This is a genomic window from Bradyrhizobium sp. (genome assembly GCF_052389815.1).
GTDB lineage: Bacteria > Pseudomonadota > Alphaproteobacteria > Rhizobiales > Xanthobacteraceae > Bradyrhizobium.
Map to the genome: position 1 here is coordinate 1 of NZ_JBQTHN010000001.1, position 23175 is coordinate 23175.

25 protein-coding genes and 1 pseudogene are annotated in these 23175 nt (G+C 65.2%); 8 read left to right on the forward strand and 18 right to left on the reverse strand.

The window, feature by feature from the left end:
- Together ACT4OC_RS00005 and hisC are read left to right on the forward strand one after the other, a co-directional pair.
- Positions 1-170 (forward strand): annotated as a pseudogene (locus ACT4OC_RS00005) (metallophosphoesterase family protein); the annotation flags it as partial.
- Positions 171-289: 119 nt separating this feature from the next.
- A complete protein-coding gene (gene hisC, locus ACT4OC_RS00010) occupies positions 290-1342 on the forward strand; it encodes a histidinol-phosphate transaminase (RefSeq protein WP_444837041.1) in 1053 nt (350 codons plus the stop codon).
- A gap of 139 nt (positions 1343-1481) precedes the next feature.
- Here hisC and ACT4OC_RS00015 read toward each other — a convergent pair whose 3' ends face one another.
- Genes ACT4OC_RS00015 through ACT4OC_RS00040 form a run of 6 tightly spaced genes read right to left on the reverse strand, consistent with a single transcriptional unit; the run spans position 1482 to position 6671 of the window.
- Positions 1482-1934 (reverse strand): DUF1801 domain-containing protein, encoded by a 453-nt coding sequence (locus ACT4OC_RS00015; RefSeq protein WP_444837042.1) that lies wholly within the window; start codon positions 1932-1934, stop codon positions 1482-1484.
- Positions 1935-1951: 17 nt separating this feature from the next.
- Positions 1952-2596, reverse strand: a complete 645-nt coding sequence (locus ACT4OC_RS00020) for a pyroglutamyl-peptidase I family protein (RefSeq protein ID WP_444837043.1) — start codon at positions 2594-2596, stop codon at positions 1952-1954.
- Positions 2593-3582 carry a methylmalonyl Co-A mutase-associated GTPase MeaB gene (gene meaB, locus ACT4OC_RS00025; RefSeq protein WP_444837044.1) on the reverse strand — a complete coding sequence of 330 codons (990 nt, stop codon included), beginning with the start codon at positions 3580-3582 and terminating at the stop codon, positions 2593-2595. The genes ACT4OC_RS00020 and meaB overlap by 4 nt, the downstream gene beginning before the upstream one ends.
- Before the next feature lie 51 nt (positions 3583-3633).
- Positions 3634-5151: a tripartite tricarboxylate transporter permease gene (locus ACT4OC_RS00030; protein ID WP_444837045.1), complete on the reverse strand. Its 1518-nt coding sequence runs from the start codon at positions 5149-5151 to the stop codon at positions 3634-3636.
- A 3-nt stretch (positions 5152-5154) separates the two neighbouring features.
- The gene (locus ACT4OC_RS00035) at positions 5155-5640 is read right to left on the reverse strand and encodes a tripartite tricarboxylate transporter TctB family protein (RefSeq protein WP_444837046.1); all 486 of its coding nucleotides are present in this window, start codon (positions 5638-5640) and stop codon (positions 5155-5157) included.
- Between the two features lie 38 nt (positions 5641-5678).
- Positions 5679-6671, reverse strand: a complete 993-nt coding sequence (locus tag ACT4OC_RS00040) for a tripartite tricarboxylate transporter substrate binding protein (RefSeq protein WP_444837047.1) — start codon at positions 6669-6671, stop codon at positions 5679-5681.
- Positions 6672-6876: 205 nt separating this feature from the next.
- On the opposite strand from ACT4OC_RS00040, the gene ACT4OC_RS00045 reads away from it, so the two are divergent.
- Positions 6877-7344 (forward strand): SRPBCC family protein, encoded by a 468-nt coding sequence (locus ACT4OC_RS00045; RefSeq protein ID WP_444837048.1) that lies wholly within the window; start codon positions 6877-6879, stop codon positions 7342-7344.
- A gap of 6 nt (positions 7345-7350) precedes the next feature.
- Here ACT4OC_RS00045 and ACT4OC_RS00050 read toward each other — a convergent pair whose 3' ends face one another.
- Complete coding sequence (locus ACT4OC_RS00050; protein WP_444837140.1) at positions 7351-8670, reverse strand: rhomboid family intramembrane serine protease; 1320 nt, start codon at positions 8668-8670, stop codon at positions 7351-7353.
- Between the two features lie 57 nt (positions 8671-8727).
- Between ACT4OC_RS00050 and ACT4OC_RS00055 the strand changes: the two genes are divergently transcribed.
- The gene (locus ACT4OC_RS00055) at positions 8728-9006 is read left to right on the forward strand and encodes a hypothetical protein (RefSeq protein WP_444837049.1); all 279 of its coding nucleotides are present in this window, start codon (positions 8728-8730) and stop codon (positions 9004-9006) included.
- 119 nt (positions 9007-9125) lie between these two features.
- Here ACT4OC_RS00055 and ACT4OC_RS00060 read toward each other — a convergent pair whose 3' ends face one another.
- The 11 genes from ACT4OC_RS00060 to ACT4OC_RS00110 form a co-directional block, all read right to left on the reverse strand.
- Positions 9126-9920: a PdaC/SigV domain-containing protein gene (locus tag ACT4OC_RS00060; protein WP_444837050.1), complete on the reverse strand. Its 795-nt coding sequence runs from the start codon at positions 9918-9920 to the stop codon at positions 9126-9128.
- A gap of 10 nt (positions 9921-9930) precedes the next feature.
- Positions 9931-10269, reverse strand: coding sequence for a HepT-like ribonuclease domain-containing protein (locus ACT4OC_RS00065; protein WP_444837051.1), 339 nt, complete (start codon positions 10267-10269; stop codon positions 9931-9933).
- Positions 10270-10584: a nucleotidyltransferase family protein gene (locus ACT4OC_RS00070; protein ID WP_444837052.1), complete on the reverse strand. Its 315-nt coding sequence runs from the start codon at positions 10582-10584 to the stop codon at positions 10270-10272.
- A 35-nt stretch (positions 10585-10619) separates the two neighbouring features.
- A complete protein-coding gene (gene scpA / locus ACT4OC_RS00075) occupies positions 10620-12779 on the reverse strand; it encodes a methylmalonyl-CoA mutase (protein WP_444837053.1) in 2160 nt (719 codons plus the stop codon).
- A gap of 42 nt (positions 12780-12821) precedes the next feature.
- Entirely contained in the window at positions 12822-13286 is a 465-nt protein-coding gene (locus ACT4OC_RS00080; RefSeq protein WP_444837054.1) for a GFA family protein, read from the reverse strand.
- Positions 13283-15154: a methylmalonyl-CoA mutase family protein gene (locus ACT4OC_RS00085; RefSeq protein ID WP_444837055.1), complete on the reverse strand. Its 1872-nt coding sequence runs from the start codon at positions 15152-15154 to the stop codon at positions 13283-13285. The genes ACT4OC_RS00080 and ACT4OC_RS00085 overlap by 4 nt, the downstream gene beginning before the upstream one ends.
- 151 nt (positions 15155-15305) lie before the next feature.
- The gene (gene folK / locus ACT4OC_RS00090; protein WP_444837056.1) at positions 15306-15797 is read right to left on the reverse strand and encodes a 2-amino-4-hydroxy-6-hydroxymethyldihydropteridine diphosphokinase; all 492 of its coding nucleotides are present in this window, start codon (positions 15795-15797) and stop codon (positions 15306-15308) included.
- A 5-nt stretch (positions 15798-15802) separates the two neighbouring features.
- Positions 15803-16183: a dihydroneopterin aldolase gene (gene folB / locus ACT4OC_RS00095; protein ID WP_444837057.1), complete on the reverse strand. Its 381-nt coding sequence runs from the start codon at positions 16181-16183 to the stop codon at positions 15803-15805.
- Entirely contained in the window at positions 16180-17040 is an 861-nt protein-coding gene (gene folP, locus ACT4OC_RS00100) for a dihydropteroate synthase (protein WP_444837058.1), read from the reverse strand. Before folP ends, folB begins: the two co-directional genes overlap by 4 nt.
- Positions 17041-17113: 73 nt before the next feature.
- Positions 17114-17521 (reverse strand): DUF4332 domain-containing protein, encoded by a 408-nt coding sequence (locus ACT4OC_RS00105; RefSeq protein WP_444837059.1) that lies wholly within the window; start codon positions 17519-17521, stop codon positions 17114-17116.
- 36 nt (positions 17522-17557) lie between these two features.
- Entirely contained in the window at positions 17558-17923 is a 366-nt protein-coding gene (locus tag ACT4OC_RS00110; protein ID WP_444837060.1) for a DUF2267 domain-containing protein, read from the reverse strand.
- A gap of 343 nt (positions 17924-18266) precedes the next feature.
- Between ACT4OC_RS00110 and ACT4OC_RS00115 the strand changes: the two genes are divergently transcribed.
- From ACT4OC_RS00115 to ACT4OC_RS00130, 4 genes are read left to right on the forward strand one after another with little or no spacing between them, the layout of a single operon-like run.
- Positions 18267-19904 carry a helicase HerA-like domain-containing protein gene (locus ACT4OC_RS00115; RefSeq protein ID WP_444837061.1) on the forward strand — a complete coding sequence of 546 codons (1638 nt, stop codon included), beginning with the start codon at positions 18267-18269 and terminating at the stop codon, positions 19902-19904.
- Positions 19905-19946: 42 nt separating this feature from the next.
- Positions 19947-21251: a glycosyltransferase family 87 protein gene (locus ACT4OC_RS00120; protein WP_444837062.1), complete on the forward strand. Its 1305-nt coding sequence runs from the start codon at positions 19947-19949 to the stop codon at positions 21249-21251.
- A gap of 10 nt (positions 21252-21261) precedes the next feature.
- Positions 21262-22677, forward strand: a complete 1416-nt coding sequence (locus ACT4OC_RS00125; RefSeq protein ID WP_444837063.1) for a M20/M25/M40 family metallo-hydrolase — start codon at positions 21262-21264, stop codon at positions 22675-22677.
- A gap of 5 nt (positions 22678-22682) precedes the next feature.
- Complete coding sequence (locus ACT4OC_RS00130; RefSeq protein WP_444837064.1) at positions 22683-23138, forward strand: DUF6789 family protein; 456 nt, start codon at positions 22683-22685, stop codon at positions 23136-23138.
- Positions 23139-23175: the final 37 nt, after the last annotated feature.

Here is a 23175-nt window from a genome sequence, read left to right on the forward strand (position 1 = left end):
TCGGCCAGCCGCGCGACGGCAATCCGGCCGCGTCCTTTGCGATGTTCGACACCGAGAAGCTCGAGATCACCTGGTACCGCGCGCCCTATGACATTGCCGCGGCCGCGGACCGCATCCGCGCCAACGGCCTGCCGTCCTGGCTCGCCGACCGCCTGTTCGCGGGGCGGTAGCGATGACGAAGTCCAGGATCGAGCCGCGGCGGATAAACGCTTCCGCTGTCCTTCGCCGCGCCGCGGTGGACGTGGACGCCAATCCGCCCTACGGACTAGAATCATTTGGATCGCACATCATGAGCCGCTTCTGGAGTCCGGTCGTCCGCAATCTGTCGCCCTACGTGCCGGGCGAACAGCCGAAGCAGGACGGCATCGTCAAGCTCAACACCAACGAAAATCCTTACCCCGCATCGCCGCGTGTGCCGGAGGCGATCGCCGCCGCGATGGATCGCCTGCGCCTCTACCCCGATCCGCGCGCGACGGCGCTGCGCGAGACGATCGCCGCCCATTACCAGGTCGCGCCCGAAGAGGTGTTCGTCGGCAACGGCTCGGACGAGGTGCTGGCGCACATTTTCCAGGCGCTTCTCAAGCACGATGCGCCGCTGCTGTTTCCCGACATCACCTACAGCTTCTATCCCGTCTACTGCCGGCTCTATGGAATTGGTTACGAAGAAGTGCCGCTCGATGCCGCCATGCGGGTAGAGCTTGCCGATTACCGGCGCCCGGGCGGCGCCATCCTGCTGGCCAATCCGAACGCGCCTACCGGCGTCGCGCTGTCGCGCGCGGCGATCGAGGCGCTGGCGTCCGAACATCCGGACCGGCTGGTCGTGGTCGACGAGGCCTATGTCGCTTTCGGCGCCGAGAGCGCCGTGCCGCTGGTTGCGCGCCACGACAATCTGCTGGTGGTCCAGACCCTCTCCAAGTCGCGGGCCCTCGCGGGCCTCAGAGTCGGCTTCGCCGTCGGCCAGCAGCCGCTGATCGAGGCGCTGGAGCGGGTAAAGGACAGCTTCAACTCCTATCCGCTGGATTGCCTCGCCATGTCGGGCGCGATCGCGGCGATCCAGGACGACGCCTGGTTTCAGGCGACGCGCCGGCGCATCATGGCGAGCCGCAACACGCTGGTCCGCGGCCTCGCCGATCTCGGTTTCGAGGTTCTGCCGTCGCTGGCGAACTTCGTATTCGCGCGCCATCCCGCGCGGCGCGGCGCCGGGCTTTTCACAGGGCTCCGCGAGCGCGGCGTTCTGGTGCGGCACTTCGAGAAGCCGCGGATCGCGGACTTCCTGCGCATCACCGTCGGAACGGACGAGCAGTGCAGCCGCCTGATCGCGGAGATGCGCGAGTTGGTCTGACCCCGGAGATTTCGTAGGGTGGGCAAAGCGACTTGTCCGCCGTAGCTCGAAGAGCGAAGGCGGAAGCGTGCCCACCCTCAGCAGCATTGCCGGGCATGGTGGGCACGGCGCATGCGCGCCTTTGCCCACCCTACGACGGCTATTTCCTGCCTCGAGCGGCCCGAGCCGAAACGTTCAACGCCACCGCCTCGCGGATCAGCGCCTTGAACGCCTTCGCGTCGATGACATCGCCTTCATGGATATCGATGGCGCGCCGCATGTTGCCTTCGAGGCTGGCGTTGAACAGCGCTGCGGGATCCTTCAGCGAAGCGCCTTTGGCAAAGGTCAGCTTCACCGCGGCCTTGTAGGTCTCGCCGGTGCAGATGATGCCGTCATGCTCCCACACCGGCACGCCCAGCATCCCGTTCGACGGCTTTCGCCATTTCACTTCCTCCGTGACGTCGGGATCGGCCTGCCTGATCAGCGCGCGCACGCGGGCGAGCGTTTCGCCGCGCCAGTCGCCGAGCTTCTCGAGGCGCGCATCGATCAGGCGGCTGGGGGAGTCGCCCGCCGCCGTTTTGTTCCCGCCGCTCTTCCTGGTCGCTTTCTTCATGGTTGTTTCATTTTCCGTTACGGTCTAGCCGATTGCCGTGCCTGCTTGACTATCTCCATCAGCATGGCTTCGCCGGCATCGACCAGTTCTTCCAGAGTGATGCGGCCGACATCCTTGCGCTGCGCCTTGCCGCGCGCCAGCAGGGGAATGTGGATGAAGGCGGCAAGCTGCAGATGATCGTCGGTGCAGGCGGCTTCGATCGCGCGCCAGCTCAGGTAGTTGCAGAGATAGGCGCCGGCGTCGCGCGAGGGACGCGCGTCGATGCCGGTGGCGCGCGCGGCGCGCAGGAGTTTTGCGGTATGCGGGCCGAACGTCATGGCATCGGGACCGAGGCCGATCGATCCCTTGCGCACGCGCGTTTGTGCGGCGTCGGGCCACAGCATGGTCACGGCATTGCGGGCGCGGGTCTCGATGCGCAGATGCGCGGTGCGTGTGGCAAGGCCGAACATCAAGAGTGCCTGCGGCCGCAGCTTCGCCAGCAGCTCCGGCAGCTCCCGATCGACCGCGCGGTAGGTCACGGGAAAGATGTGGCCGGCCAGCTCGACATCGGCGAGGGCCGGGCGGCGCAGCCGCGTGAGGCGCGCCACCAGCGGTTGGGTGGGATTGTAGGGCGCGCCGGGAAACGGGCCGAAGCCGGTGACGACGATGCGCAAGCCGCTCATTTCAGCCACTCCGCGATCTGCTCGGCGGCGACCGCCGGCGTCATCCTGCCGCCGGCGACCTCGGCCTCGGTCTTCTTCACCTTTGAGCGGATCGCCGCATCCGAGCGCAGCCGCGCCATCATGCGGCTCTCCAGCATCGACCACATCCACTTGACCTGCTGCTCCCGCCGCCGCGCGGCGAATTCGCCGCAGGCGTTCATCGCGGTGCGATGGTCGAGCACCTTCTGCCAGAGCTCGGCGATGCCGGTGCCTGATAGCGCCGAATAGGTCACGACCGGCGGATACCAGTGCTCCGAGCGGGGGGTAAGGATATGCAGCGCGCTGCGATATTCGGCGGCCGCCGCATTGGCGCGCTTGACGTTGTCGCCGTCAGCCTTGTTGATGGCGATCATGTCGGCGAGCTCGACGAGGCCCTTCTTGATGCCCTGCAGCTCGTCGCCGGCGCCGGGCAGCATCAGCGCCAGGAAGAAGTCGGTCATGTCATAGACCGCGGTCTCGGACTGGCCGATGCCGACGGTCTCGACCAGCACGACGTCGAAGCCGGCAGCTTCGCACAGCAGCATCGCCTCGCGGGTTTTTGCCGCAACGCCGCCGAGCGTGCCCGAGGAGGGCGAGGGGCGGATGAAGGCGTGGTCGGAAGCCGAAAGCTGCGCCATCCGCGTCTTGTCGCCGAGGATCGAGCCGCCGGTCCGCGCCGACGACGGGTCCACCGCCAGCACCGCGACCTTGTGGCCTTGCCCGATCAGGTACATGCCGAGCGCATCGATGGTGGTGGACTTGCCGACGCCGGGCGAGCCGGTGATGCCGACGCGCACCGCCTTGCCGGTGTCCGGCAGCAGCGCCTGCACCAGCTCGCGGGCGGAGGCCTGATGGTCGGCGCGCCGGCTCTCGATCAGCGTGATTGCCCGCGCCAGCGCCGCGCGCTGGCCGGTACGCAGGCCCTTGGCCAGGGTCTTGATATCGAGGGCCGCCTTCTTCTGAATCATGCCTTGCTTTACAACGGCCGGGGAAGGCAGGCGAGGGGCCTGCACGGCGCGTCAACGACTTGGTGTGGAAGCCGGCGCCGCCGTCCGCGGCTTCAGCCGCCGCCACAGCCAGACCAGCACCGGCCAGATGAATGCGCCGATCGCCATCGCCGCCAGGATCGCGGCGATCGGCCGCTCGAAGAAAGGCAAAATGCTGCCGTCGGACTTGATCAACGACGTCACGAACGCCTGCTCCACCATCGTGCCCATCACGATGCCGAGCACCATGGCGGCGACCGGATAGCCGTTGGCTTCCATGACATAGCCGATCACCCCGAAGGCCGCGACCGTGACGACCCCGAACAGATTGTTGCCGATTGCGAACGAGCCGACCGCGCAGCACAGCATGATCACGGGCATCACTGTGGAGCGCGGCGCGCGCAGCACATGGCTCGCAAGGCGGATCATCACGATGCCGAGCGGGATCATCAGGATGTTGGCGATGATGAACATCAGGTAGATGGCGTACATGCTCGACGCCTTTTCGGTGAACAGCGTCGGCCCGGGATTGAGGCCCTTCATGTAGAGCACGCCGATCGCGATGGCCGCGATGGTGTCGCCGGGAATGCCGAACAGCAGCGACGGCACCCAGCCCGAGGCGACGCTGGCATTGTTGCTGGCGCCGGCCTCGACCAGGCCCTCGACATGACCGGTGCCGAACTTTTCGGGCTCCTTGGAGAAGCGTTTGGACATGGCATAGCTGACCCACGCCGCCATGTCGGCGCCGGCGCCGGGCAGCACGCCGATGATGATGCCGACGATGTTCCCGCGCGTCATCTGCGAGTTGTACTTTTTCGTGAGCGTCCACTGGCCCGCCAGAATGCTTCCGAACTTGCGCCGCGGGATCGGCGGCGGCTCGGGGGTGAGCATCGCGCGCATCACCTGCGCCACCGCGAATACGCCGACCAGCGCAGGAATAGGTTCGATGCCGCCCAGCAGGTTGGTCACGCCGAAGGTGAAGCGCGGCACGCCGCCCGGGTTTTCGATGCCGATGCACGCAACCAGAAGGCCGATGAACATGCTGGCGATCGCCTTCACCGGCGAGGAACGCGCCACCAGCGTGGCGCACATCAGGCCAAGCAAGGCGAGCCAGAAATATTCGAAGGTCGAGAACGACAGGGCGATTTCGGCGAGCGGCGGCGCCAGGATCATCAGCGACAGCGTGCCCGCTATGCCTCCGACGGCGGAGAACCACACGCCCGCGCCGAGCGCCAGCTCCGCCTCGCCCTTGCGGGTCATGGCATAGGCTTCATCCGCATAGGCCGCGGAGGCCGGGGTTCCCGGGATGCGCAGCAGCGCGCCGGGAATGTCGCCGGAAAAGATCGCCATCGAGGAGGCCGCCACGATGGTGGCGATCGCGGCGATCGGCGAGAGATAGAAGGTGACGGGGACGAGCAGGGCGGTCGCCATCGTCGCGGACAGGCCGGGCAGCGATCCGATCACGAGTCCGTAGACCGATGCCGCCAGCATCGCAATGATGACTTCCCAGGTCGTGATGAGGTTGAAAGCCTGGATCAGGGTGTCGAGCATGTTTCACCAGGGCATAGGCAGCAGGCCGATCGGCAGCGGCACGCGCAACAGCTTGCTGAAGATCAGGTGGATGGCGATGGGGGCCAGCGCCGTGAGGGGAAGCGCAAGCCTCCATCGCGCACCCAGCGCCGTCGCCGTCACAAAGACGATGATGCCAGCGGTGAGGATGAAGCCGACCCGGTCCGCCACGGCGACGTAGAACAGCAGCAGCGCCGGCGGCAGCAGCGCGCGCAGCCCGTAAAGCTTGCCGCGCGGCGCCGGCGCTTCGCCGCTCTCATAGGGGACGATCTCTTCCTCTTCCTCGAAGGAGTGGCCGATTCCGAAGGCGATGGCGAGCCCGCACAGCGCGAGCCCTATCCCGATCACCAGCGGAAACACGTTCGGGCCGACTGGCTGGCCCGGTACGGGTGGAAGTCTCCACCCGCCGTAGGCTGCTGCTGCGCCGAGCCCAACGAGAAACAATCCCGTGACGCGATCGGGAAGACGCATGAACGAGCCCCGCCTTGCTTTCGAGAAACCCGCGGCCGTCAGGTCTTGGCGAGGCCGGCGGCCTTCATCGCCACGCCCATCGCGGCGTCGCCCTTGTCCATGAAGGCGGCGAACTGCGCCGCATCGCCCCACACCGTTCCAAAGCCGCGATTGGCCATGAAGTCCTTGAACTCCTTCGAGTCGAAAACCTTCTTCAGGGAGGCGGTGAGCTTGGTGGCGACGTCGGCGGGCAGGCCCTTGGGACCCGCAATCCCGCGCCAGGCGCCGGTCGAATAGTCGATACCCATCGCTTCCTTCAGCGTCGGCACGTCGGGGAAGACGGGATTGCGCGCCGGAGCCATGATGGCGAGGCTCTTCGCCTTGCCGGCTTCGATGATCGCGCGCGCCTCCGGTACCGAGCAGGTGGTGAGGTCGAGGCCCCCCGCCGCGAGGTCCTGCATCGCGGGCGCCGCGCCGTTCGACGGTACCCAGGCGACATGATTGGCGGGCAGCCCCATCGCCTGCAGCCAGCCGACCAGCGCAAGGTGCCAGATGCCGCCCTGGCCGGTGCCCGAAGCCTTGAACTTGCCTGCGGGCGCGGCCTTGATGGCGTCAGCAAGTTCTTTCACGGTCTTGTAGGGAGAGGTGGAAGAGACCTGGATGCCGGGAGGATCTTCGTTCATCAGTGCGAGCGGCGTGTAGCTCTTCGGCCCGAGCTCAGTCAGCCCCTGCCAGTGCATCATGGAGATTTCCACGGTCAGCATGCCGATGGTGTAGCCGTCGGGCGCTGCGGTTGCGATGGCGGAATGGCCGACCACGCCGGAACCGCCGGTGCGGTTGACCACGTTGAAGGGCTGGCCGAGTTCCTTCTCCAGCAGCGCCGCAACGATGCGCGCGGTGGCGTCGGTGCCGCCGCCGGCGCCCCATGGCACGATCACGGTGACGGGACGCGAGGGGTAGGCCTGCGCCGAGGCTGGCTTGAGACCTAGTCCGGCAACCGCAGCTGCGGCGGCAGTGGATGCCGCGAAGGCGCGGCGCGTGATGTTGGGCATTGTTGATCCTCCCGCGGCGCCGGTGAAGTGGCGCTCTTGTGACGCCGGCATCTTAGGCAAGTTTGCGCGGCGGTCGCAAGACGACGGCGCATCTTCAGCTCTGCGTGCATTGGGCAGCACCCCACCGCTCACAGGCGCGCTCGGAAATCGGGTGGGTTTCGCGCGTTGGCAGCTCCATGATCGCAATCATTATCGGGAGCAAGCCATGACAACCGCCTACTACAGCACCGTGCTCGATCATCCGCTGGCAACCGTGTGGTCGCTGATTCGCGATTTCAACAACTACCCCGCCTATATCGACGGTGTCAGCGAGAGCACGATCGAGGATGACAGGCGCAGCGACGAGGTCGGCGCGGTCAGGCGCTTCTGCTATCTCGGCAACTGGGTGCGCCAGCGGCTGGCCGATCATTCCGACGCCGCGCATTCGCTGACCTATGCCGGCCTTGAGCCGCTGCCGTTTCCATCGGAGCTGGCGGAAGCGCATAGCCCCGTGCGCTATGAGGGAACAATGCGGCTGCACGAGATCGTCGAGGGCAACCGCACCCTCATCGAATGGTCGGTGGCGCTGGATAGCGAACCGCAGGACGCGGAGCGCTGGCACCAGATGTTTCAGTCCTGGATTCCGGACTGGACGAATTCGCTCGTACGAGCGCTGGCGCGGCGGGAGGGGTAAAACGGTTCAGCCGCTGCAAAGCTTCTTGTCGTCGAGCAGCTTGCGCATCGGACCGTCCTTGAAGGCGTTGCAGACCGGGCGCGCGGTCTGTAGCGCTTCGGTATGCCGATCCCTGTCGATAGCGATCGCCAACACGACCCGCAGCCCGTCGCCAAGCTGCGGCGACAGGGTTGCGCGCCAAAACTTCTCCTCGGCCAGCCCGGCTCGGGCTTCGCGTTCCGCGCCGGCGAGGTCGTTGGCATCGAGAAGATCGGCGCTTACGGTGAAACGAGGCCGGGGATCGCGCGGATATTGCTTGATCAGCTGCGCCGCGCGAGACCGCATCTCGGTGCCGGTTTTTGGAAGCCTGTTGGTGGGAATAAGCTGCGCGGTGAATGCGACGGCCTGGTAGTCCTGCAAGATGGATATCGCGGGATAGATCAGCGCGGCCGCGCTTGCGATCGCAACCGCTGCAGCCGCCCGCCGGAACCTTGGCCATGCCTCGGCCGGCGACCAGATGACGAGGATGAGGAGGGCGATCAACACGCCGCCAAGCGTGCCGCCGAAATGCGCGGCGTAATCCACCTTCTGGCCCTTCAGCGCGCCAAACAACGGTAGCAATGAAGGGATCAGAACATACGTCGCGTTCATCTGCAGGCTCATGCGGATGGCGCCGGGCGGAAAATGCATGCTGATGACAAGCGCCGCTGCAAACAGACCCATGATCGCACCGGAAGCTCCAGCCGCCACGATCGAAACTGGATTGATGACGAGTGACAGCAGGGAGCCGGTGAGCGCGCTGACGGCATAAACGGCACCGAACCAGGCGCGTCCGATCAGTCCTTCGAGGGCGCGACCGGCCAGGTACAGGGCAACTGCGTTCATCGCCAGGTGACCGGCGTCGACATGCAGGAACGGCGCCGACAGCAGCCGGTACCATTCGCCGGACTGCACGACGAGATTCTTCGTCAATGCGCCGAACGTCACCAGGGTGGTGATCGATGGCTCCAGCAGTTTGGTCCACGGACCGATGCCGAAGACGATTTCGGCTGAAAACACCGCGCACAGCACCGCGAGCAGGGCTGTGGTCAGGATCGGAAACGTGGGGGGCGCTGTTGCGACGGCCGCCCGCGATATGTCCACCGCTTCCCGTGGCGCGGCGAGAAGCCGTTCGACAAAGCCGTTATAAAGGCCTTTCCATATCCAGGTCGCATTGTTGTTCCAGACCACGCCGGAATTCGTGTCCACGATCATGGCAAACGGCGCGACTTTCGCAAGCATGCCCGTTCGCCGAAACGCCCCAAGCCGTCGTGGTTGCTCGGGAGATCCCGGACCGACCTCGATCACGCCGATCAAAACTGGCATCTGACGCCGGTTGATCTTGCCGGAATACTTCAGGCAGGCTTGGCCGATCTGCTCGAGCTCTTCCGCGTCGATGCCGAAAGCCGCATGGGGACGCGCCTCGCGGTCGACGAAGGCGAGGATGCTGAACGCATATCCATCCGATCGGACCAGCACGATCTCGCAGACATCGTAAAGCCGCTCGACCTCGGGAACGCGAGCTACCTCAAAGCCTTGCTTGGCGATGAACTGCTTGGCGAGATAGGTGCAGAATGTCTCATGGGGTTGTTGCGGCTGCGCGGGATCGAAGGACGGTTCGTTGTAAGTCAAAGTCATGCATGAATTCTCGGAACGGAAATTCGCAACCTGGATTGATCCGGAAATGATGTTACGCGTGTATGATGCGGTCCACAATTGCCGCGTGTCGCGCTGGAGAGAATAAACCCGGGCTAGCAGGAGGCTTATTGCATCCCGTCCGCGTCGCCCTTGGGTCGGGCGCCGCCAAAGATCGTCACGCCTTCCGGCGACAGGTAAGGTTTCAGCGTTTCCCAGGGCACGAAGGCGGCATACTCGCCTTCGGCGTAGGAGCCGACCGCGTAGGGCGCGTAATAGAAGGAGAGGCCCGAGCTCTTGCCTTCCACGGTCGATGGTGCGAGCGCAATCGGTCCGATCTTGAGCAGCTTGGGCTCGATGGCCTCGATAGCGCCTTCATCGATGCCTTCCGCGCCGCGCTTCTTCTTCTCCGCCTTGAGCGAAGCAATAACGCCTTGCCGCATCGCCTTCAGAGTCGGGCCGTTGTCGGCGGTCTCGTTGAAGAACCGGCGGATGTTGATGCGCTTCTTCGCCGTCTGGTCCCACAGGATGGTGTCGGACCAGCTGTTGGGGTGCGCCCCTCCCGTATATTCGTAGTCGGCCCTGACGATGCTGAGATAGCGTCCGTCGACCAGCGAGCGGAAATTGTAGCGGCGCTCGAAACTCCAGCCGCGCTCGCGAAACAGCTCCGGCTCCTGCTTGCGCTCCCGTTCTGCCTCCGCCGCCTTCTTCGCTATCAGCTTGCGTCCCTCGGCGAGGCTATCCGCCGCAAGCGCCGGATCGGCCTTGATCTTGTCGTCGAGATAGACGCTGCCCTCGAACGCCTTGTTCTTCAGCGTCGCATCGGGCTTGGGGTCGGCGGCGAGGGCAAACGATGCGGGCAGGGTTGCGATAATGCAGATCCAAAGGATATGTGCGCGTCTGGCGAGGTGTCGGGGAAGCATGTGCTTTTGTCTAGTCGCGCTTGATGTTGCGTGCAGCGAAGGATTTCAACGCCGGAAGATCAACCTGGACGATGTCCCAGAGGATATCGACTCTGATGGCGTGATAGGCGTGCCGCAATACGTTTCCGAAGTCGATGATTTTTCGCCAATTGATTGTAGGCTCGGACTTCTTGATTTCATCGGGCAGGCTTCTCGAAGCTTCACAGACGATCTCGAGAAGGCGCTCCGTCGCCATTCGCATCATCATGTCGGAGGCAAACTGATCCAGGTTCTTGCCCTGTATCATCTTCTCGATCGATGAAATCGCTTCAAGGATGTCGAGCAACCGGTCCTGGGTAGTCGGCGGCACTCAGAACACCTCGATGAGGTCATCGGCGATCCGTTCGGCCATGCGTGGCTTCAAAAGGTCCCGCATCGAGACTTGGGGTCGAAGACCGGTCGCATCTTCAATCAGGTGCATGACCTTAAACAGGTCAAAGGCCGGAGAACTGCCGCGCGGCGTCGCGTCGACCAGCACGTCCAGATCGCTGTCTGGCTGCCCATCGCCGCGGGCACGGGAACCAAACAGCGCAAGTCTGGTCACGCCGAGGGCTCTGATTTCCGGCTCGATCTTTCGCAACCGGGAAACGACTTCCTGGATGGTGATTTCTGCGACCGCGCTCATAACTTGATCCTAGCACAGTCAGAGAAGACAAACACCTATTCCGCCGCCTCGCTATGGCCGAGCCGGGCGTTGAGCTTGTGGATCAGCTCCTCGGCGGCATCCGCGATCACCGTGCCCGGCGGGAAGATCGCTTCGGCGCCGGCGGCAAAGAGCGCATCGTAATCCTGCGGCGGTACCACGCCGCCGATGATGATCATGATGTCCTCGCGGCCGTGCTTCTTGAGCGCGGCCTTCAGCTCCGGCACCGCGGTGAGGTGGGCGGCCGCCAGCGACGACACGCCGAGGATATGCACGTCGTTCTCGACCGCCTGCCGCGCGGCTTCGTCGGCGGTGGCGAACAGCGGCCCGATATCGACGTCGAAGCCGACGTCGGCGAAGGCGGATGCAATCACCTTCTGGCCGCGGTCGTGGCCATCCTGGCCGATCTTGGCGACGAGGATGCGGGGGCGGCGGCCTTCGGCCTCCTCGAAGGCGTCGATCAGCGCCTGCACTTTCTCGACCTTGTTGTTGGACATGGCGGAGGCCTCGCGCTTGTAGACGCCGGTGATGGACTTGATCTCGGCGCGGTGGCGGCCGAACACCTTCTCCATCGCATCGGAAATTTCGCCGACGGTGGCTTTGGCCCGCGCCGCATCGATGGCGAGCGCCAGCAAATTGCCGTTGCCTTCGCCGGCGGAGCGGGTCAGCGCTGCAAGCGCCTCGTCGACGTCCTTCTGGCTGCGCTCGCCCTTCAGGCGCTTCAGCTTGTCGATCTGCAGCCGTCGCACGGTGGAATTCTCCACCTTGAGGATCTCGATTGGCGCCTCGTCGACCGGCTTGTACTTGTTGACGCCGATCACCGCCTGACGGCCGGCGTCGATGCGGGCCTGCGTCTTGGCGGAGGCTTCCTCGATGCGCAGCTTCGGCACGCCGGCCTCGATTGCCTTGGCCATGCCGCCGAGCGCTTCGACTTCCTGAATATGACCCCAGGCTTTCTGCGCGAGATCGCGGGTCAGCCGCTCGACATAATAGGAGCCGCCCCAGGGATCGATGATGCGGTTGGTGCCGCTTTCCTGCTGCAGGAACAGCTGGGTGTTGCGGGCGATGCGCGCGGAGAAGTCGGTCGGCAGCGCCAGCGCCTCGTCGAGGGCGTTGGTGTGCAGCGACTGGGTGTGGCCTTGCGTCGCCGCCATTGCCTCGATGGTGGTGCGCATCACGTTGTTGAACACGTCCTGCGCGGTCAGCGACCAGCCCGAAGTCTGGCAATGCGTGCGCAAGGACAGCGAGCGCGGATCCTTCGGGTTGAATTGCTTCAGCAGCTTTGCCCAGAGCAGCCGCGCCGCGCGCATCTTGGCGACTTCCATAAAGAAGTTCATGCCGATCGCCCAGAAGAACGACAGCCGCGGCGCGAAGCGGTCGACGTCGAGTCCGGCGGCAAGCCCGGCGCGCAGATATTCGACGCCGTCGGCCAGCGTGTAGGCGAGCTCGAGATCCTGCGTCGCCCCGGCTTCCTGCATGTGATAGCCGGAGATCGAGATCGAATTGTACTTCGGCATCTTCTGCGAGGTGTAGGCAAAGATGTCGGAGATGATCCGCATCGAGGGCGCCGGCGGGTAGATATAGGTGTTGCGCACCATGAACTCTTTCAGAATGTCGTTCTGAATGGTGCCCGACAGCTTTTCCGGCGGCACGCCCTGTTCGCCCGCGGCGGCGACGAACAGCGCCAGGATCGGCAGCACCGCCCCGTTCATGGTCATCGACACGCTCATCTGGTCGAGCGGGATGCCCGCAAACAGCGTGCGCATGTCGTAGATGGAATCGATGGCAACGCCGGCCATGCCGACGTCGCCGGAGACGCGCGGATGATCTGAGTCATAGCCGCGGTGGGTCGCCAGATCAAAGGCGACCGACAGGCCCTTCTGGCCCGCAGCGAGGTTGCGACGATAGAACGCGTTGGAATCTTCCGCCGTGGAGAACCCTGCATATTGCCGGATGGTCCAGGGCTGGTTGACGTACATCGTGGGGTAGGGCCCGCGCAGATAGGGCGCCACCCCCGGCCAGGTCTCGAGGAAATCGATGCCGGCAAGGTCGGCCTCGCCATAGACGGGCTGCACCGGGATGCCCTCCGGCGTCAGCCACGGCTCGGCGCGGCCGGCGGGCGAGGGGGGCGCGGCCTTTTCAAAGGCGATATCGGCAAAGTTCGGTATGCGGCTCATGGTCATCCATTGTAGCACAGGCAGGTAATCCGGCCCGGCGTTTCAGTCATGGTCGGGATGCTGATGGCTCCTGATGGTCGCCATCTTCTCCGGGCCGTAGTTCTGCTGGGTGGTCTGGCTCGGCAGGTTGGCGATGCCGACCACCCAGCCGAGGCGGGATTCGGTGCCGAATTGCCGGGTCGGAACCACGTGGTCAGGCCGGTCGAAGGTGCCGGTCATGATCTCGATATTGGGTCCGTCGATCAGGCGGTAGCTGAGCGGCGTGCCGCAGGCGGCGCAGAAGTCGCGTAGCGCAATGGAGGAGGACTGGAACGTCGCCGGCTTGCCGCGCGTCCAGGCGAAATCGCCATGCGCGATGTCGGCGAAGGAGGCGAATGGCGCGCCGGTCGCCTTCTGGCACATCCGGCAATGGCAGATGCTGATCCGCGTCGGCGACTTAGACACCGCAAAGCGGATCGCGCCGCACTGGCAGCCGCCGGTCAGAACGGGTTTTGCCGCATCCGTCATGCTCGCTCCGTCCGCTTGTAGGCGTCGCGCAACGCAGCCAGCGCATCGCAGCCGGCAAACACGAAATCACTGACGCCCGCGCCGCGGAACACGGCCTCCTGCTCGCCAGGCCGGCCTGCCAAATAGATATGCCTTGCGCCCGCGGCTTGAAGGGCCTTGGCTGCATCTGCTGCCTTGCCGGCATAGACCTTGTCCGAGGAACACACGCAGGCAATGGCCGCGCCGGAGGCCTTGAAGGCTCCGGCGAGCTCCGCGAAGACAAGAAATCCCTCGTTGTCGAGGGCCTCGATGCCGCCGGCCTCGAAGAAGCTCTTGGCAAAGGTGGCGCGCGCGGTGAAGTCGGCTGCAGTGCCGAGATTGGCGAGGAAGATCTTTGGCCGCTGTCCGGCCTTCTTCAGGATCGCGTCCGACTGGTCGCGCAGCGCCTCGAAGGGCGCGGCGAGCCGCATCGGCGGCAGCGGATCGAACTTGAACTGGGCCTCGCCATAGGGCGGCAGCACCACGGGTCTTGCGTCGAGCACGGCCACGTCGGCTTCGTGCAGGTTCGGGAATTCGCTGGCGCCGGTCAGCACGTCGCGGCGTTTTGCAACATTGACCTCGCGCGCCGAGCGCGTCGCTGCCACCTTGCGCTGGATGATGTTCCGCTCCAGCGCAGCAAACAGCCCGCCGGCTTTCTCGGTTTCCTGGAATAGCGCCCAGGCCGCCTCGCACAGCTCGCGCGTCAACGCTTCGATGCCGCCGGAGCCAGCGGCGGGATCGCTCACCTTGGCGAGGTTGGATTCTTCCAGCAGCACGAGCTGGGTGTTGCGCGCCACGCGCCGGGCAAAGGGATCGGGCAGGCCGCGGGCCAGCGTGTGCGGCAGCACGGTGACGGCATTGGCGCCGCCGAGCCCGGCGGAGAAGGTCGCCATGGTCGCGCGCAGCATGTTCACGAAGGCGTCGCGCTGGGTCAGCATGCGCCAGGCCGTATCGGCGGCGATGAACAGCGGCCTTGGCGCGAGGCCACAAGCCTGTTCGATGCGCGCCCACAGCAGCCGCATGGCGCGGAATTTCGCCAGTGTCAGGAACTGGTCGGCGTCGGCCGCGAGCCGTGCATAGACCATGCCTTGCGCGACATCGAGCGCGATGCCGGATTGCTCGATCGCGCGCAAGTAAGCGACGCCGGACGCCAGCGCGAAGGCAAGCTCCTGCACCTCGGATCCGCCGGCATCGTGCACGACGCGGCCGTCGGCGGCGACGAACGGACCTTTGAAGCCGAGGGCAACGAGACCCTGCACGGCGCCGGTCACCGCCGGCACGATCTCGGCCCAGGCATAGGGGCTCGAGCCCCACACGGCTGCGCCGCCCAGCGGGTCGAGGCCGAAGCGGATATCGCAGGCGGCGGGCGAGAAGCCCTTGCGCTTGACGAATTCGGCGACACGGCTCGCGGCCATCCGCGACTGCGGCCCGATCTGCAGCTCCAGCGCGATGCCGGCATCGAGGAAGACGCCGTCGAGGATCTTTGCGACCGCCTCCGCCGACGGATCGAGCCCAAACCCATGGGCGCCGTTGGCGCCGGCGAACACCAGCGTCAGCCCGGTCGCGCCGTTTTCGAGATCGTGCAGCGCCTGCGCATTGGCCTCTCCCGCGTCGGGATGATCGATCCGCTGCATGATCTGCCAGGGCGCCGCGGCGGCGCGGCCCGCGATCGGTGAAGCGCCCTTCGCGCGCGGATAGATCGGATCGATCTTGATCCCGTCATAGGTCTTGCCGACCAGCTTTTCGAACGGCGCGCCCTTCAGCACGCCAGCGACCAGCTTCTTCCAGTCGTCATAGCTCGCCGGGGCGAAATCCGCTGCGAGGGGCAAATCTTCAGTCGTGATGGTCATCGTTTCCCGGAATTTCTGCTTCTTGTTTGGGCCGGAAATTGCCACGGGCGAACCGCCAAGCCAAACCCTGTTTTGGCATTTTCCGGGCTGGATTGGGCTCGGAGCCCAGTCCCGCCTACTTTGCATGGGGTTGTTTTCGCTATTTTCGCGTCTAGGGCAGTTCGGGTAGTCGCTCGATACCGTCGGTGGAGAGTTTTTCCAGCGCCTCCCGCACGCGCCTTCCGGCAATGACGCGCTCCGGCGCGATCTCGGCGAGCGGAACCAGCACGAAGGCACGCTCGAACAGGCGCGGATGCGGCAGGGTCAGCTCGGGCTTGTCGAGCCTGACGTCGTCATAGGCGAGCAGGTCGAGGTCGAGGGTTCGCGGTCCCCAGTGCCGCTCCTGGGCGCGGTCGCGGCCGAATTTTTTCTCGATCTTGTGCAGGGCGAACAGCAGCGCATGGGGATCGAGGCTTGTATCGATCTCGATACAGGCATTGACGAAGGGCGGCTGCCGCTCGTCGCCCCAGGGCGGTGTCGCGTAGTCCGACGAGCGCGCCACCAGCGCGCCCTGGGTCATGCCGCAGATGTTGGCGATCGCTTTGCTGAACGTAGCGCGGACGTCACCGACATTGCCGCCGAGCGCGATCAGGGCGCTAGCCATCGCCGCTAGCCGTTCGAGGGCGGGAGCCGCGCGCGCGTCAGCACCACGCCGACGTCCTCGAAGATCGCGGCGATCGGCGCATGCGGCTTGTGCACGGTGACCTTGACGGCACGGATGCGCGGAAAGGCCGCCAGGATCGCATCGGCGACCGCGCCCGCCGCGCGCTCCAGCAGCTTGTAATTGGTGTTCTTGAAGGCGGCGACCGCCGTGGTCACCACATTGGCGTACGACACCGTGTCGGACAGGTGGTCGGTGCGCGAGGATTCCGAGAGATCGGAATACAGCTCCAGATCGATCACGAAGCGCTGCCCGACCTCGGTTTCGTGGTCCATCACGCCGTGGCGGGCATGGATGACGAGGCCCTTGACGAAGATGGTGTCGGTCATTTCAGGCTCCCGATCGCTGCCGCCACGCGCAGCGCCTGCACGGTCTCCGCCACGTCATGGGCCCGGATGATCTTGGCACCGTTCTGCGCGGCGAGCAGATGCGCCGCGATCGAGCCGCCCAGCCGCTGCTGCGGCTCCGACGGCGTCACCGAGGATATGAAGCGCTTGCGCGAGGCGCCGACCAGGACAGGCAAGCCGAACGAGGCCAGCTCGCCGAGCCGCGCCAGCGCCGTCATGCTCTGTTCTGGCGTCTTGCCGAAGCCGATGCCGGGGTCGAGCACGATATTTTCCCGCGCAACGCCGGCCTTGGCCGCGATGTCGAGCGAGCGGGCGAAGAACGCTGCAATATCCTGCATGATGTCGATGGTGGAATCGGCGCTGTCGCGGTTGTGCATGACCACGACAGGCACATTGCGCTCGGCGATCAGCCTCGCCATGCCGGCGTCGCCCTGAAGGCCCCAGACGTCGTTGGCGATGGCCGCGCCCAGCTCCAGTGCCCAGCCGGCGACGGCCGACTTCATGCTGTCGATGGAGACGGGCACGCCGAGCGCGACCACTTCCGACAGTACCGGCTCCAGCCGCCGCAGCTCTTCTTCCGCCGTCACCGGCTGCGCGCCCGGATAGGGGCGGGTGGATTCCGCACCGATGTCGATGATGTCGGCGCCTTCCGCGATCATGCGGCGGGCCTGCGCCAGCGCGCTTTCCGGCGCGATGAACGCCCCGCCATCGGAGAAAGAGTCCGGGGTGATGTTGAGCACGCCCATCACGGCAGGCCAGGGCCGTGCCAGCAGCGCCGGCAGGTCCAGGCGGCCGGCCTTTGCGGCCGCGCTGACTGATCTGGACGTGGTTGCGATCATGCGGTCGCTTTGCGCGGTCCGTAGCAGGGTGTCAAGGCGGGAAAAACGGTTCGAAAGGGGAATGCAGGCCGCGTTAATAGGTGATCTTGGGCGACAGCTTGCGCGCCTGCTCGATCAGCAGCTCCACCGACTTCTCCGACGGCATCGCCCGCACGAGCTTACGTTTGACGTTGGCATCCTTCATGCTCTGCGCCAGCCGCGAGGGATTGCGCAAGGAGAGTTCGCGCACCGTCGTAACGCCGGCGGCGCGGATCAGCTCGATCTTCGCCTTGCCCATGCCGGGAATGCGCATGTGGTCGGAGAAATTGGCCCATTCCAGCAATTGCTGCTCGCTGATGCCGGTCTTGGCCGACAGCGCCTTGCGGCCCCTGACGGTGCGGGCGGCCTCCAGCAGCGCGTCGGTGGTGCGGATGCCCAGCGATTTCAGTTTCGAGGCGGAATAGGCCGTCAGGCCTTCGATCTCGGAGAGAGGATATGTCATGGTACAGGATAAGGAAAATGCTGACGCGCAGTGGCTTTAAGCGAACTGGCCGAGACCCGGCGTCCCCGAGATGATTTCGCTCATGTGCTCCGCTCCGATTTTGTCGCGACCGAACCTGAAAAGTTCACGCGCGATGTTCTGAATCTCGCTCATCCCCAGCCCCAGCGCCATCAGGCGGGTGCCGACGGCCATTACGCCGCCGCCCATCAGCCTGGAGAGCCCGGCGCCGCGCTCGGAAGCCGCAATCGCTGCTTCCGCGCCCGGGATGATGTCGATCAGGGCCTGGACTTTGTCGGCCGGACCTTCGCGGCGAAGGAAACCAAGGACGATGCCGACGGTTTTTTCAGCGACAGCATCGTCGATGCCGGCCTTGGAGGCCAGCCGTCCAACCAGTTCGTCCATATTTGCCCCGCCCCAGCCCGTTATTGCCGGACCCTATATCTGAAATTCGATCTTGATCGCCTGTGACGCGAATTACAAGCGATGAGCACATGTCGAGCAAAGTTTGCTCTGCGATCGCGGGCCAAGTGTTGCAGCAATGCAAGATCGTTCGCGAATTTTCGCGGAGAATCGTCGCGGCCACGACAGCGCCTGCAACTTTCGGAGGAGATTGGAGAGTTGGAACGCCCTCCATCCGTGCTTTTCGACGCGCTCAAAGGTACGTTTGACCCGTTCCAATCGCATTGCAAGATGCAGTATGGTCGTCCCACGACACTCAACCCATGTTTTGCGCGAAGAGGCGATGATGGCCGGGTCTGACAACAAGCTCGCCGATACTGCCGAGAAGGTTTTCATCGGAAAAAGCGAGCAGGAGGCATGGCTGACGCTGGCGCTGGCCAATCGGCACGGCCTCGTCACCGGCGCCACCGGCACCGGCAAGACGGTCACGCTGCAGGTGATGGCGGAGGGATTTGCCCGTGCCGGCGTCCCCGTATTTGCCGCAGACATCAAGGGTGATCTTTCAGGCATCGCCGCGACCGGCGAAGCCAAGGACTTCATCACCAAGCGGGCTAGCGGAATGGGCCTCAGTTTCCAGCCCGACCGCTTCTCGACCGTGTTCTGGGACGTTTTCGGCGAGCAAGGCCATCCCGTGCGCGCCACCGTCACCGAGATGGGCCCCTTGCTGCTGTCGCGCATGCTCGATCTCAACGACGTGCAGGAGGGAGTGCTCAACGTCGCATTTCGCGTCGCGGACGAAAACGGCCTGACGCTGGTCGATATGAAGGACCTGCGTGCGCTGCTCGACGCCATCGCGCCCAACGGCGGCAAGAAGCCGGTCGATGAAGACGACGTGGACGAGCTGGCCGACATCCGCAAGGCCGCGCAGGGCTACGGCAATGTCAGCAAGGCCACCGTCGGGACCATCCAGCGCCAGCTGCTGGTGCTGGAGAACCAGGGCGGCACCAAGTTCTTCGGCGAGCCGGCGCTGGCGCTGAATGATTTCATGAAGGCCGACAGCGACGGCCGCGGCTATGTCAACATCCTCGTCGCGGACAAGCTGATGCAGAGCCCGCGGCTCTACGCAACGTTCCTGCTCTGGATGCTGTCGGAGCTGTTCGAGGAGCTACCCGAGGCCGGCGACCTGCCGAAACCGAAACTCGTGTTCTTCTTCGACGAGGCGCATCTGTTGTTCAACGATGCGCCGAAGGCGCTCTTGGACAAGATCGAGCAGGTGGTGCGCCTGATCCGCTCCAAGGGAGTCGGCGTCTACTTCGTCACGCAGAACCCGATCGACGTGCCGGACAAGGTGCTGGCCCAGCTCGGCAACCGCGTGCAGCACGCGCTGCGCGCCTTCACCCCGCGCGACCAGAAAGCGGTGCAAGCCGCGGCCCAAACGTTCCGGCCCAACCCGAAACTCGATACCGCCCGCGTCATCATGGAGCTCGGCACGGGCGAGGCGCTCGTATCGTTCCTCGAAGGCAAGGGCACGCCGTCGATGGTCGAGCGGGTGCTGATCCGCCCGCCGTCGGCGCGGATCGGGCCGCTCACGCCGGAGGAGCGCAAGCAGGTCATGAATGCAAGCCCGCTGAAGGGCAAATACGACACCGCCATCGATGCGGAGTCGGCCTACGAGATGATCCAGAAGCGCATCGCCGGCACGGCGGCGACCGCTGGCGAGGCAGGCGGTGGCGCTCCGGCGAGTGGAGGCGGCGGCATTCTGGGACAACTCGGCGCTATCGTCGGCACGATCTTCGGCACCAATGTCAAGCGCGGCCGGATGTCGACCGGGCAGGTCATCGCGCGCCAGGTGACGCGCTCGGTTACCAACAAGGTGATTGGAGATCTCGCGGCCGGTGTTGGCAAATCGGTCGGCGGTTCGCTCGGCGGCTCGATCGGCCGTTCGCTGGTGCGCGGTGCGCTCGGCGGCCTGTTGCGGCGATAGCCAGCCAGCCCAGATGTCCCTGCGACCAATGGAACGGCGCGCGTGCTGAGATATCCGTCGCTTCGGGCGCCGCTCGATTGGCTGTTCTTCCTCTGCGTCATCGTGCTGACCGCCGACGTGCTGGTGCCGGAGATCTTCGGCAACGGCAAGACCAAGGATTATCCCTTGTGGTACTGGGCGGGCCAGCAGGTGCTGCACGGCCGCGATCTCTACCCGAGCGATCCCAACGCGCAGTTCGAATTCATCTATCCGCCGCTGCCGGCCGTGCTGCTCGCCGTACCCGCCTGGTTCGGCAAGATCCCGCTGTATCTCTGCCTGTCCGCGATCAACGCGGTGGCGTGGTGGATGACTGCGCAGTTCTCCAACGCCATGACGGGGGCGGGCAGTGCGCCGGGCCCGTGGTTGTTCGCGCTGCCGAGCTTCGTCACCATTACCTCCATCTTCGACATGTACGATCTCGGCCAGCCGAACCTCATGCTGCTGGCCCTGATGCTGTACGGCTTCTGGCTCTTGCGGGACGCGCGGCCGTGGTTCGCCGGCTCGATGTTCGCGCTCGCCATCGCCATCAAGGTGTTTCCGATCGCGGTGCTGCCTTATCTGGTGTGGCGGCGGCAGTGGAAGGCGGTCGCGGGCACGCTGGTCTTTCTCCTCGTATTCCTGTTCGTGCTGCCGGCGCCGATCCGCGGCTTCGACCACAACATCGCGGAGCTGAAGACCTGGTACCGCGGCATGGTGGCCTCGAGCTCGGAAAAGGGATTTGGCCAGCGCGACGAGCAGAACTGGTCCTGGGTCAATCAGTCGATCATCGCGGTGACCCACCGGCTGACCCGGCCGGTCAACTACAATCAGGACGATCCCAACAAGCCTGCGCGGACCATGAACGTGATCGACGTCGGCTTTCGGACCGCGAACCTGATCGTCGCGGCGGTGTCGCTTGCCATCGGCTTCGGCTTCCTCGCGGTGATGCCGCCGGCCTCGCGACGGACCGAGCGCAGCGATGCGGAGGAGCTGGGCATCCTGTTCTGCCTGATGACCGTGGCCTCGCCTTTGGCGCGGCAATACTACTTCATGTGGCTGTTCTTCCCCATGACGGTGCTGATGCATCGCGCGGCCCTCGATCCGCGGCCCAGCGTGCGAATCGGCACATGGAGGCTGCTGGCCTGTGCCGGCATCCTGCTGCTGCTGGCGCTGCCGCTGTTTCCGATCGACCTGCAGGCCTGGGGCAACAACCTTGCCGCGACCGCCGTGCTGGCCGCGGGGCTGGTCTGGCACATCCGGCATCCGCCGCCGGCCTTGTCTCCGCCGGCAGGCAGGCTACAACCTGACGTCAACAGCGCCCCAAGTTGAGGAAACCGCCATGGCCAACGCGAACCTGCAGCCGGTGCTCGACCATATCGATGCCGACTTCGACAACAGCCTGGCACGGTTGTTCGACCTGCTTCGGATAAAGTCGATCTCGGCCGATCCGGCCTTTGCCGAGGATTGCAGGAAGGCCGCCGACCATCTGGCAAAGGACATCGAGACGCTCGGCTTCAAGGCGGAGGTGCGGCCGACCGCAGGCCATCCCGCCATCGTCGCCAAGGCCAATGGCAATAAGGCCAACGGCAATGCCGGCCGCCCGCATGTGCTGTTCTACGGCCATTACGACGTGCAGCCGGTCGATCCGCTCAGTCTTTGGCACCGTCCGCCGTTCGAGCCCGTGGTGACCGACCATGCCGACGGCCGCAAGATCATCGTCGCGCGCGGCGCCGAGGACGACAAGGGACAACTGATGACCTTCATCGAGGCCTGCCGCGCCTGGAGGAAGGTGACGGGCTCGCTGCCGGTCGACATCACCATCTTGATCGAGGGCGAAGAAGAAGTCGGCTCGAAGAATTTCGTGCCGTTCATGGAGAGCATCAAGGACGAGCTGAAAGCCGACTTCGCGCTGGTCTGCGACACCAGCATGTGGGACCCGAACACGCCCGCCATCACCACCTCGCTGCGCGGGCTGGTGTATGACGAGGTCACCATCAAGGCCGCCAACCGCGATTTGCATTCCGGCGTGTTCGGCGGCGGCGCGCGCAATCCGATCCGCGTCCTGACCAGCATTCTCGGCGGGCTGTTCGACGACAATGGCCGCATCACCATTCCCGGCTTCTATGACGGCGTGAAGGACCTGCCGCCGGATATTCTGGCGCAGTGGAAGAATCTCAATCTCACGCCCGGGTCGTTCCTCAAGCCGATCGGCCTTTCGATCCCCGCCGGCGAAAAGGATCGCCTGCTGATCGAGCAGGTGTCCTCGCGACCGACCTGCGACATCAACGGCATTTTCGGCGGCTACACCGGCGAGGGCTCCAAGACCGTGATCCCGGCGGAGGCTTCCGCAAAGGTCTCGTTCCGGCTGGTCGAGGGACAGGAACCGCAGAAGATCAAGAAGGCGTTCCGCGACTACGTCACCGCGCGGCTGCCCGGCGACTGCAAGGCGGTCTTCACCGAGCATTCCAGCGGCGCGGCGATCGCGCTCGACTGGAAAATGAAGCCGCTCGCGGCGGCAAGGCGCGCGCTGACCGAGGACTGGGGCAGGGAGGCGCTGCTGGTTGGCTCCGGCGCCTCGATTCCGATCGTCACTGATTTCAAGAAGACGCTCGGCCTCGACAGCCTCCTGATCGGCTTCGGCCTCGACGACGACAACATCCATTCTCCCAACGAGAAGTACGATCTGAAGAGCTACCACAAGGGAATCCGCTCCTGGGCGCGCGTCCTCGCGGCGTTGGCGGAGGTGCCGCGATAGAACGGTTGACGAAACATTGGTTGTGGAAGGCGGGAATCGCCGGATTCTGCGGCAGCCTCGCGCATACGCTGCTGATGTATCTGAAGGCGCGCACCGGCCTGCTGCCGGCCTTCCAGCCCTATGAGAGCCTTCAGGCCGCGCTCAGCCACATGCTCGGCAGCCGGATTCCTCCGATCGTGCCGTGGGCGCTCTCCTTCCTCAACGGCGCGACCATTCTGAGCTTCGCCTTCGGTCACCTCTATCCGAGCCTGCCGGGACGAAGCGGTCTGGCCAAGGGATTGGCGTTCGGCGTGGCCGGCTGGCTGGCGATGGGCCTCGTGTTCTTTCCGCTGATCGGACTGGGGCCATTCGCCGCCGGTCTCGGGCTCGGCGTCACGCCCGCGCTGTTTTCGCTGGCGATGATTCTCGCTTACAGCCTGGTGCTGGGCGCGGTGTACGGCGCGCTGGAGGAGCGCAAATAGTGCGCCAACGCAAAAACGCCGCCCGGGATTGGGCGGC

What these genes read in the sequence shown, in the direction of transcription:
- hisC (WP_444837041.1), top strand. Translation starts at nt 290, where the DNA reads ATGAGCCGCTTCTGGAGTCCGGTCGTCCGCAATCTGTCGCCCTACGTG.
- ACT4OC_RS00015 (WP_444837042.1), bottom strand. Translation starts at nt 1,934, where the DNA reads ATGAAGAAAGCGACCAGGAAGAGCGGCGGGAACAAAACGGCGGCGGGC.
- ACT4OC_RS00020 (WP_444837043.1), bottom strand. Translation starts at nt 2,596, where the DNA reads ATGAGCGGCTTGCGCATCGTCGTCACCGGCTTCGGCCCGTTTCCCGGC.
- meaB (WP_444837044.1), bottom strand. Translation starts at nt 3,582, where the DNA reads ATGATTCAGAAGAAGGCGGCCCTCGATATCAAGACCCTGGCCAAGGGC.
- ACT4OC_RS00030 (WP_444837045.1), bottom strand. Translation starts at nt 5,151, where the DNA reads ATGCTCGACACCCTGATCCAGGCTTTCAACCTCATCACGACCTGGGAA.
- ACT4OC_RS00035 (WP_444837046.1), bottom strand. Translation starts at nt 5,640, where the DNA reads ATGCGTCTTCCCGATCGCGTCACGGGATTGTTTCTCGTTGGGCTCGGC.
- ACT4OC_RS00040 (WP_444837047.1), bottom strand. Translation starts at nt 6,671, where the DNA reads ATGCCCAACATCACGCGCCGCGCCTTCGCGGCATCCACTGCCGCCGCA.
- ACT4OC_RS00045 (WP_444837048.1), top strand. Translation starts at nt 6,877, where the DNA reads ATGACAACCGCCTACTACAGCACCGTGCTCGATCATCCGCTGGCAACC.
- ACT4OC_RS00060 (WP_444837050.1), bottom strand. Translation starts at nt 9,920, where the DNA reads ATGCTTCCCCGACACCTCGCCAGACGCGCACATATCCTTTGGATCTGC.
- ACT4OC_RS00070 (WP_444837052.1), bottom strand. Translation starts at nt 10,584, where the DNA reads ATGAGCGCGGTCGCAGAAATCACCATCCAGGAAGTCGTTTCCCGGTTG.
- scpA (WP_444837053.1), bottom strand. Translation starts at nt 12,779, where the DNA reads ATGAGCCGCATACCGAACTTTGCCGATATCGCCTTTGAAAAGGCCGCG.
- ACT4OC_RS00080 (WP_444837054.1), bottom strand. Translation starts at nt 13,286, where the DNA reads ATGACGGATGCGGCAAAACCCGTTCTGACCGGCGGCTGCCAGTGCGGC.
- ACT4OC_RS00085 (WP_444837055.1), bottom strand. Translation starts at nt 15,154, where the DNA reads ATGACCATCACGACTGAAGATTTGCCCCTCGCAGCGGATTTCGCCCCG.
- folK (WP_444837056.1), bottom strand. Translation starts at nt 15,797, where the DNA reads ATGGCTAGCGCCCTGATCGCGCTCGGCGGCAATGTCGGTGACGTCCGC.
- folB (WP_444837057.1), bottom strand. Translation starts at nt 16,183, where the DNA reads ATGACCGACACCATCTTCGTCAAGGGCCTCGTCATCCATGCCCGCCAC.
- folP (WP_444837058.1), bottom strand. Translation starts at nt 17,040, where the DNA reads ATGATCGCAACCACGTCCAGATCAGTCAGCGCGGCCGCAAAGGCCGGC.
- ACT4OC_RS00105 (WP_444837059.1), bottom strand. Translation starts at nt 17,521, where the DNA reads ATGACATATCCTCTCTCCGAGATCGAAGGCCTGACGGCCTATTCCGCC.
- ACT4OC_RS00110 (WP_444837060.1), bottom strand. Translation starts at nt 17,923, where the DNA reads ATGGACGAACTGGTTGGACGGCTGGCCTCCAAGGCCGGCATCGACGAT.
- ACT4OC_RS00115 (WP_444837061.1), top strand. Translation starts at nt 18,267, where the DNA reads ATGGCCGGGTCTGACAACAAGCTCGCCGATACTGCCGAGAAGGTTTTC.
- ACT4OC_RS00125 (WP_444837063.1), top strand. Translation starts at nt 21,262, where the DNA reads ATGGCCAACGCGAACCTGCAGCCGGTGCTCGACCATATCGATGCCGAC.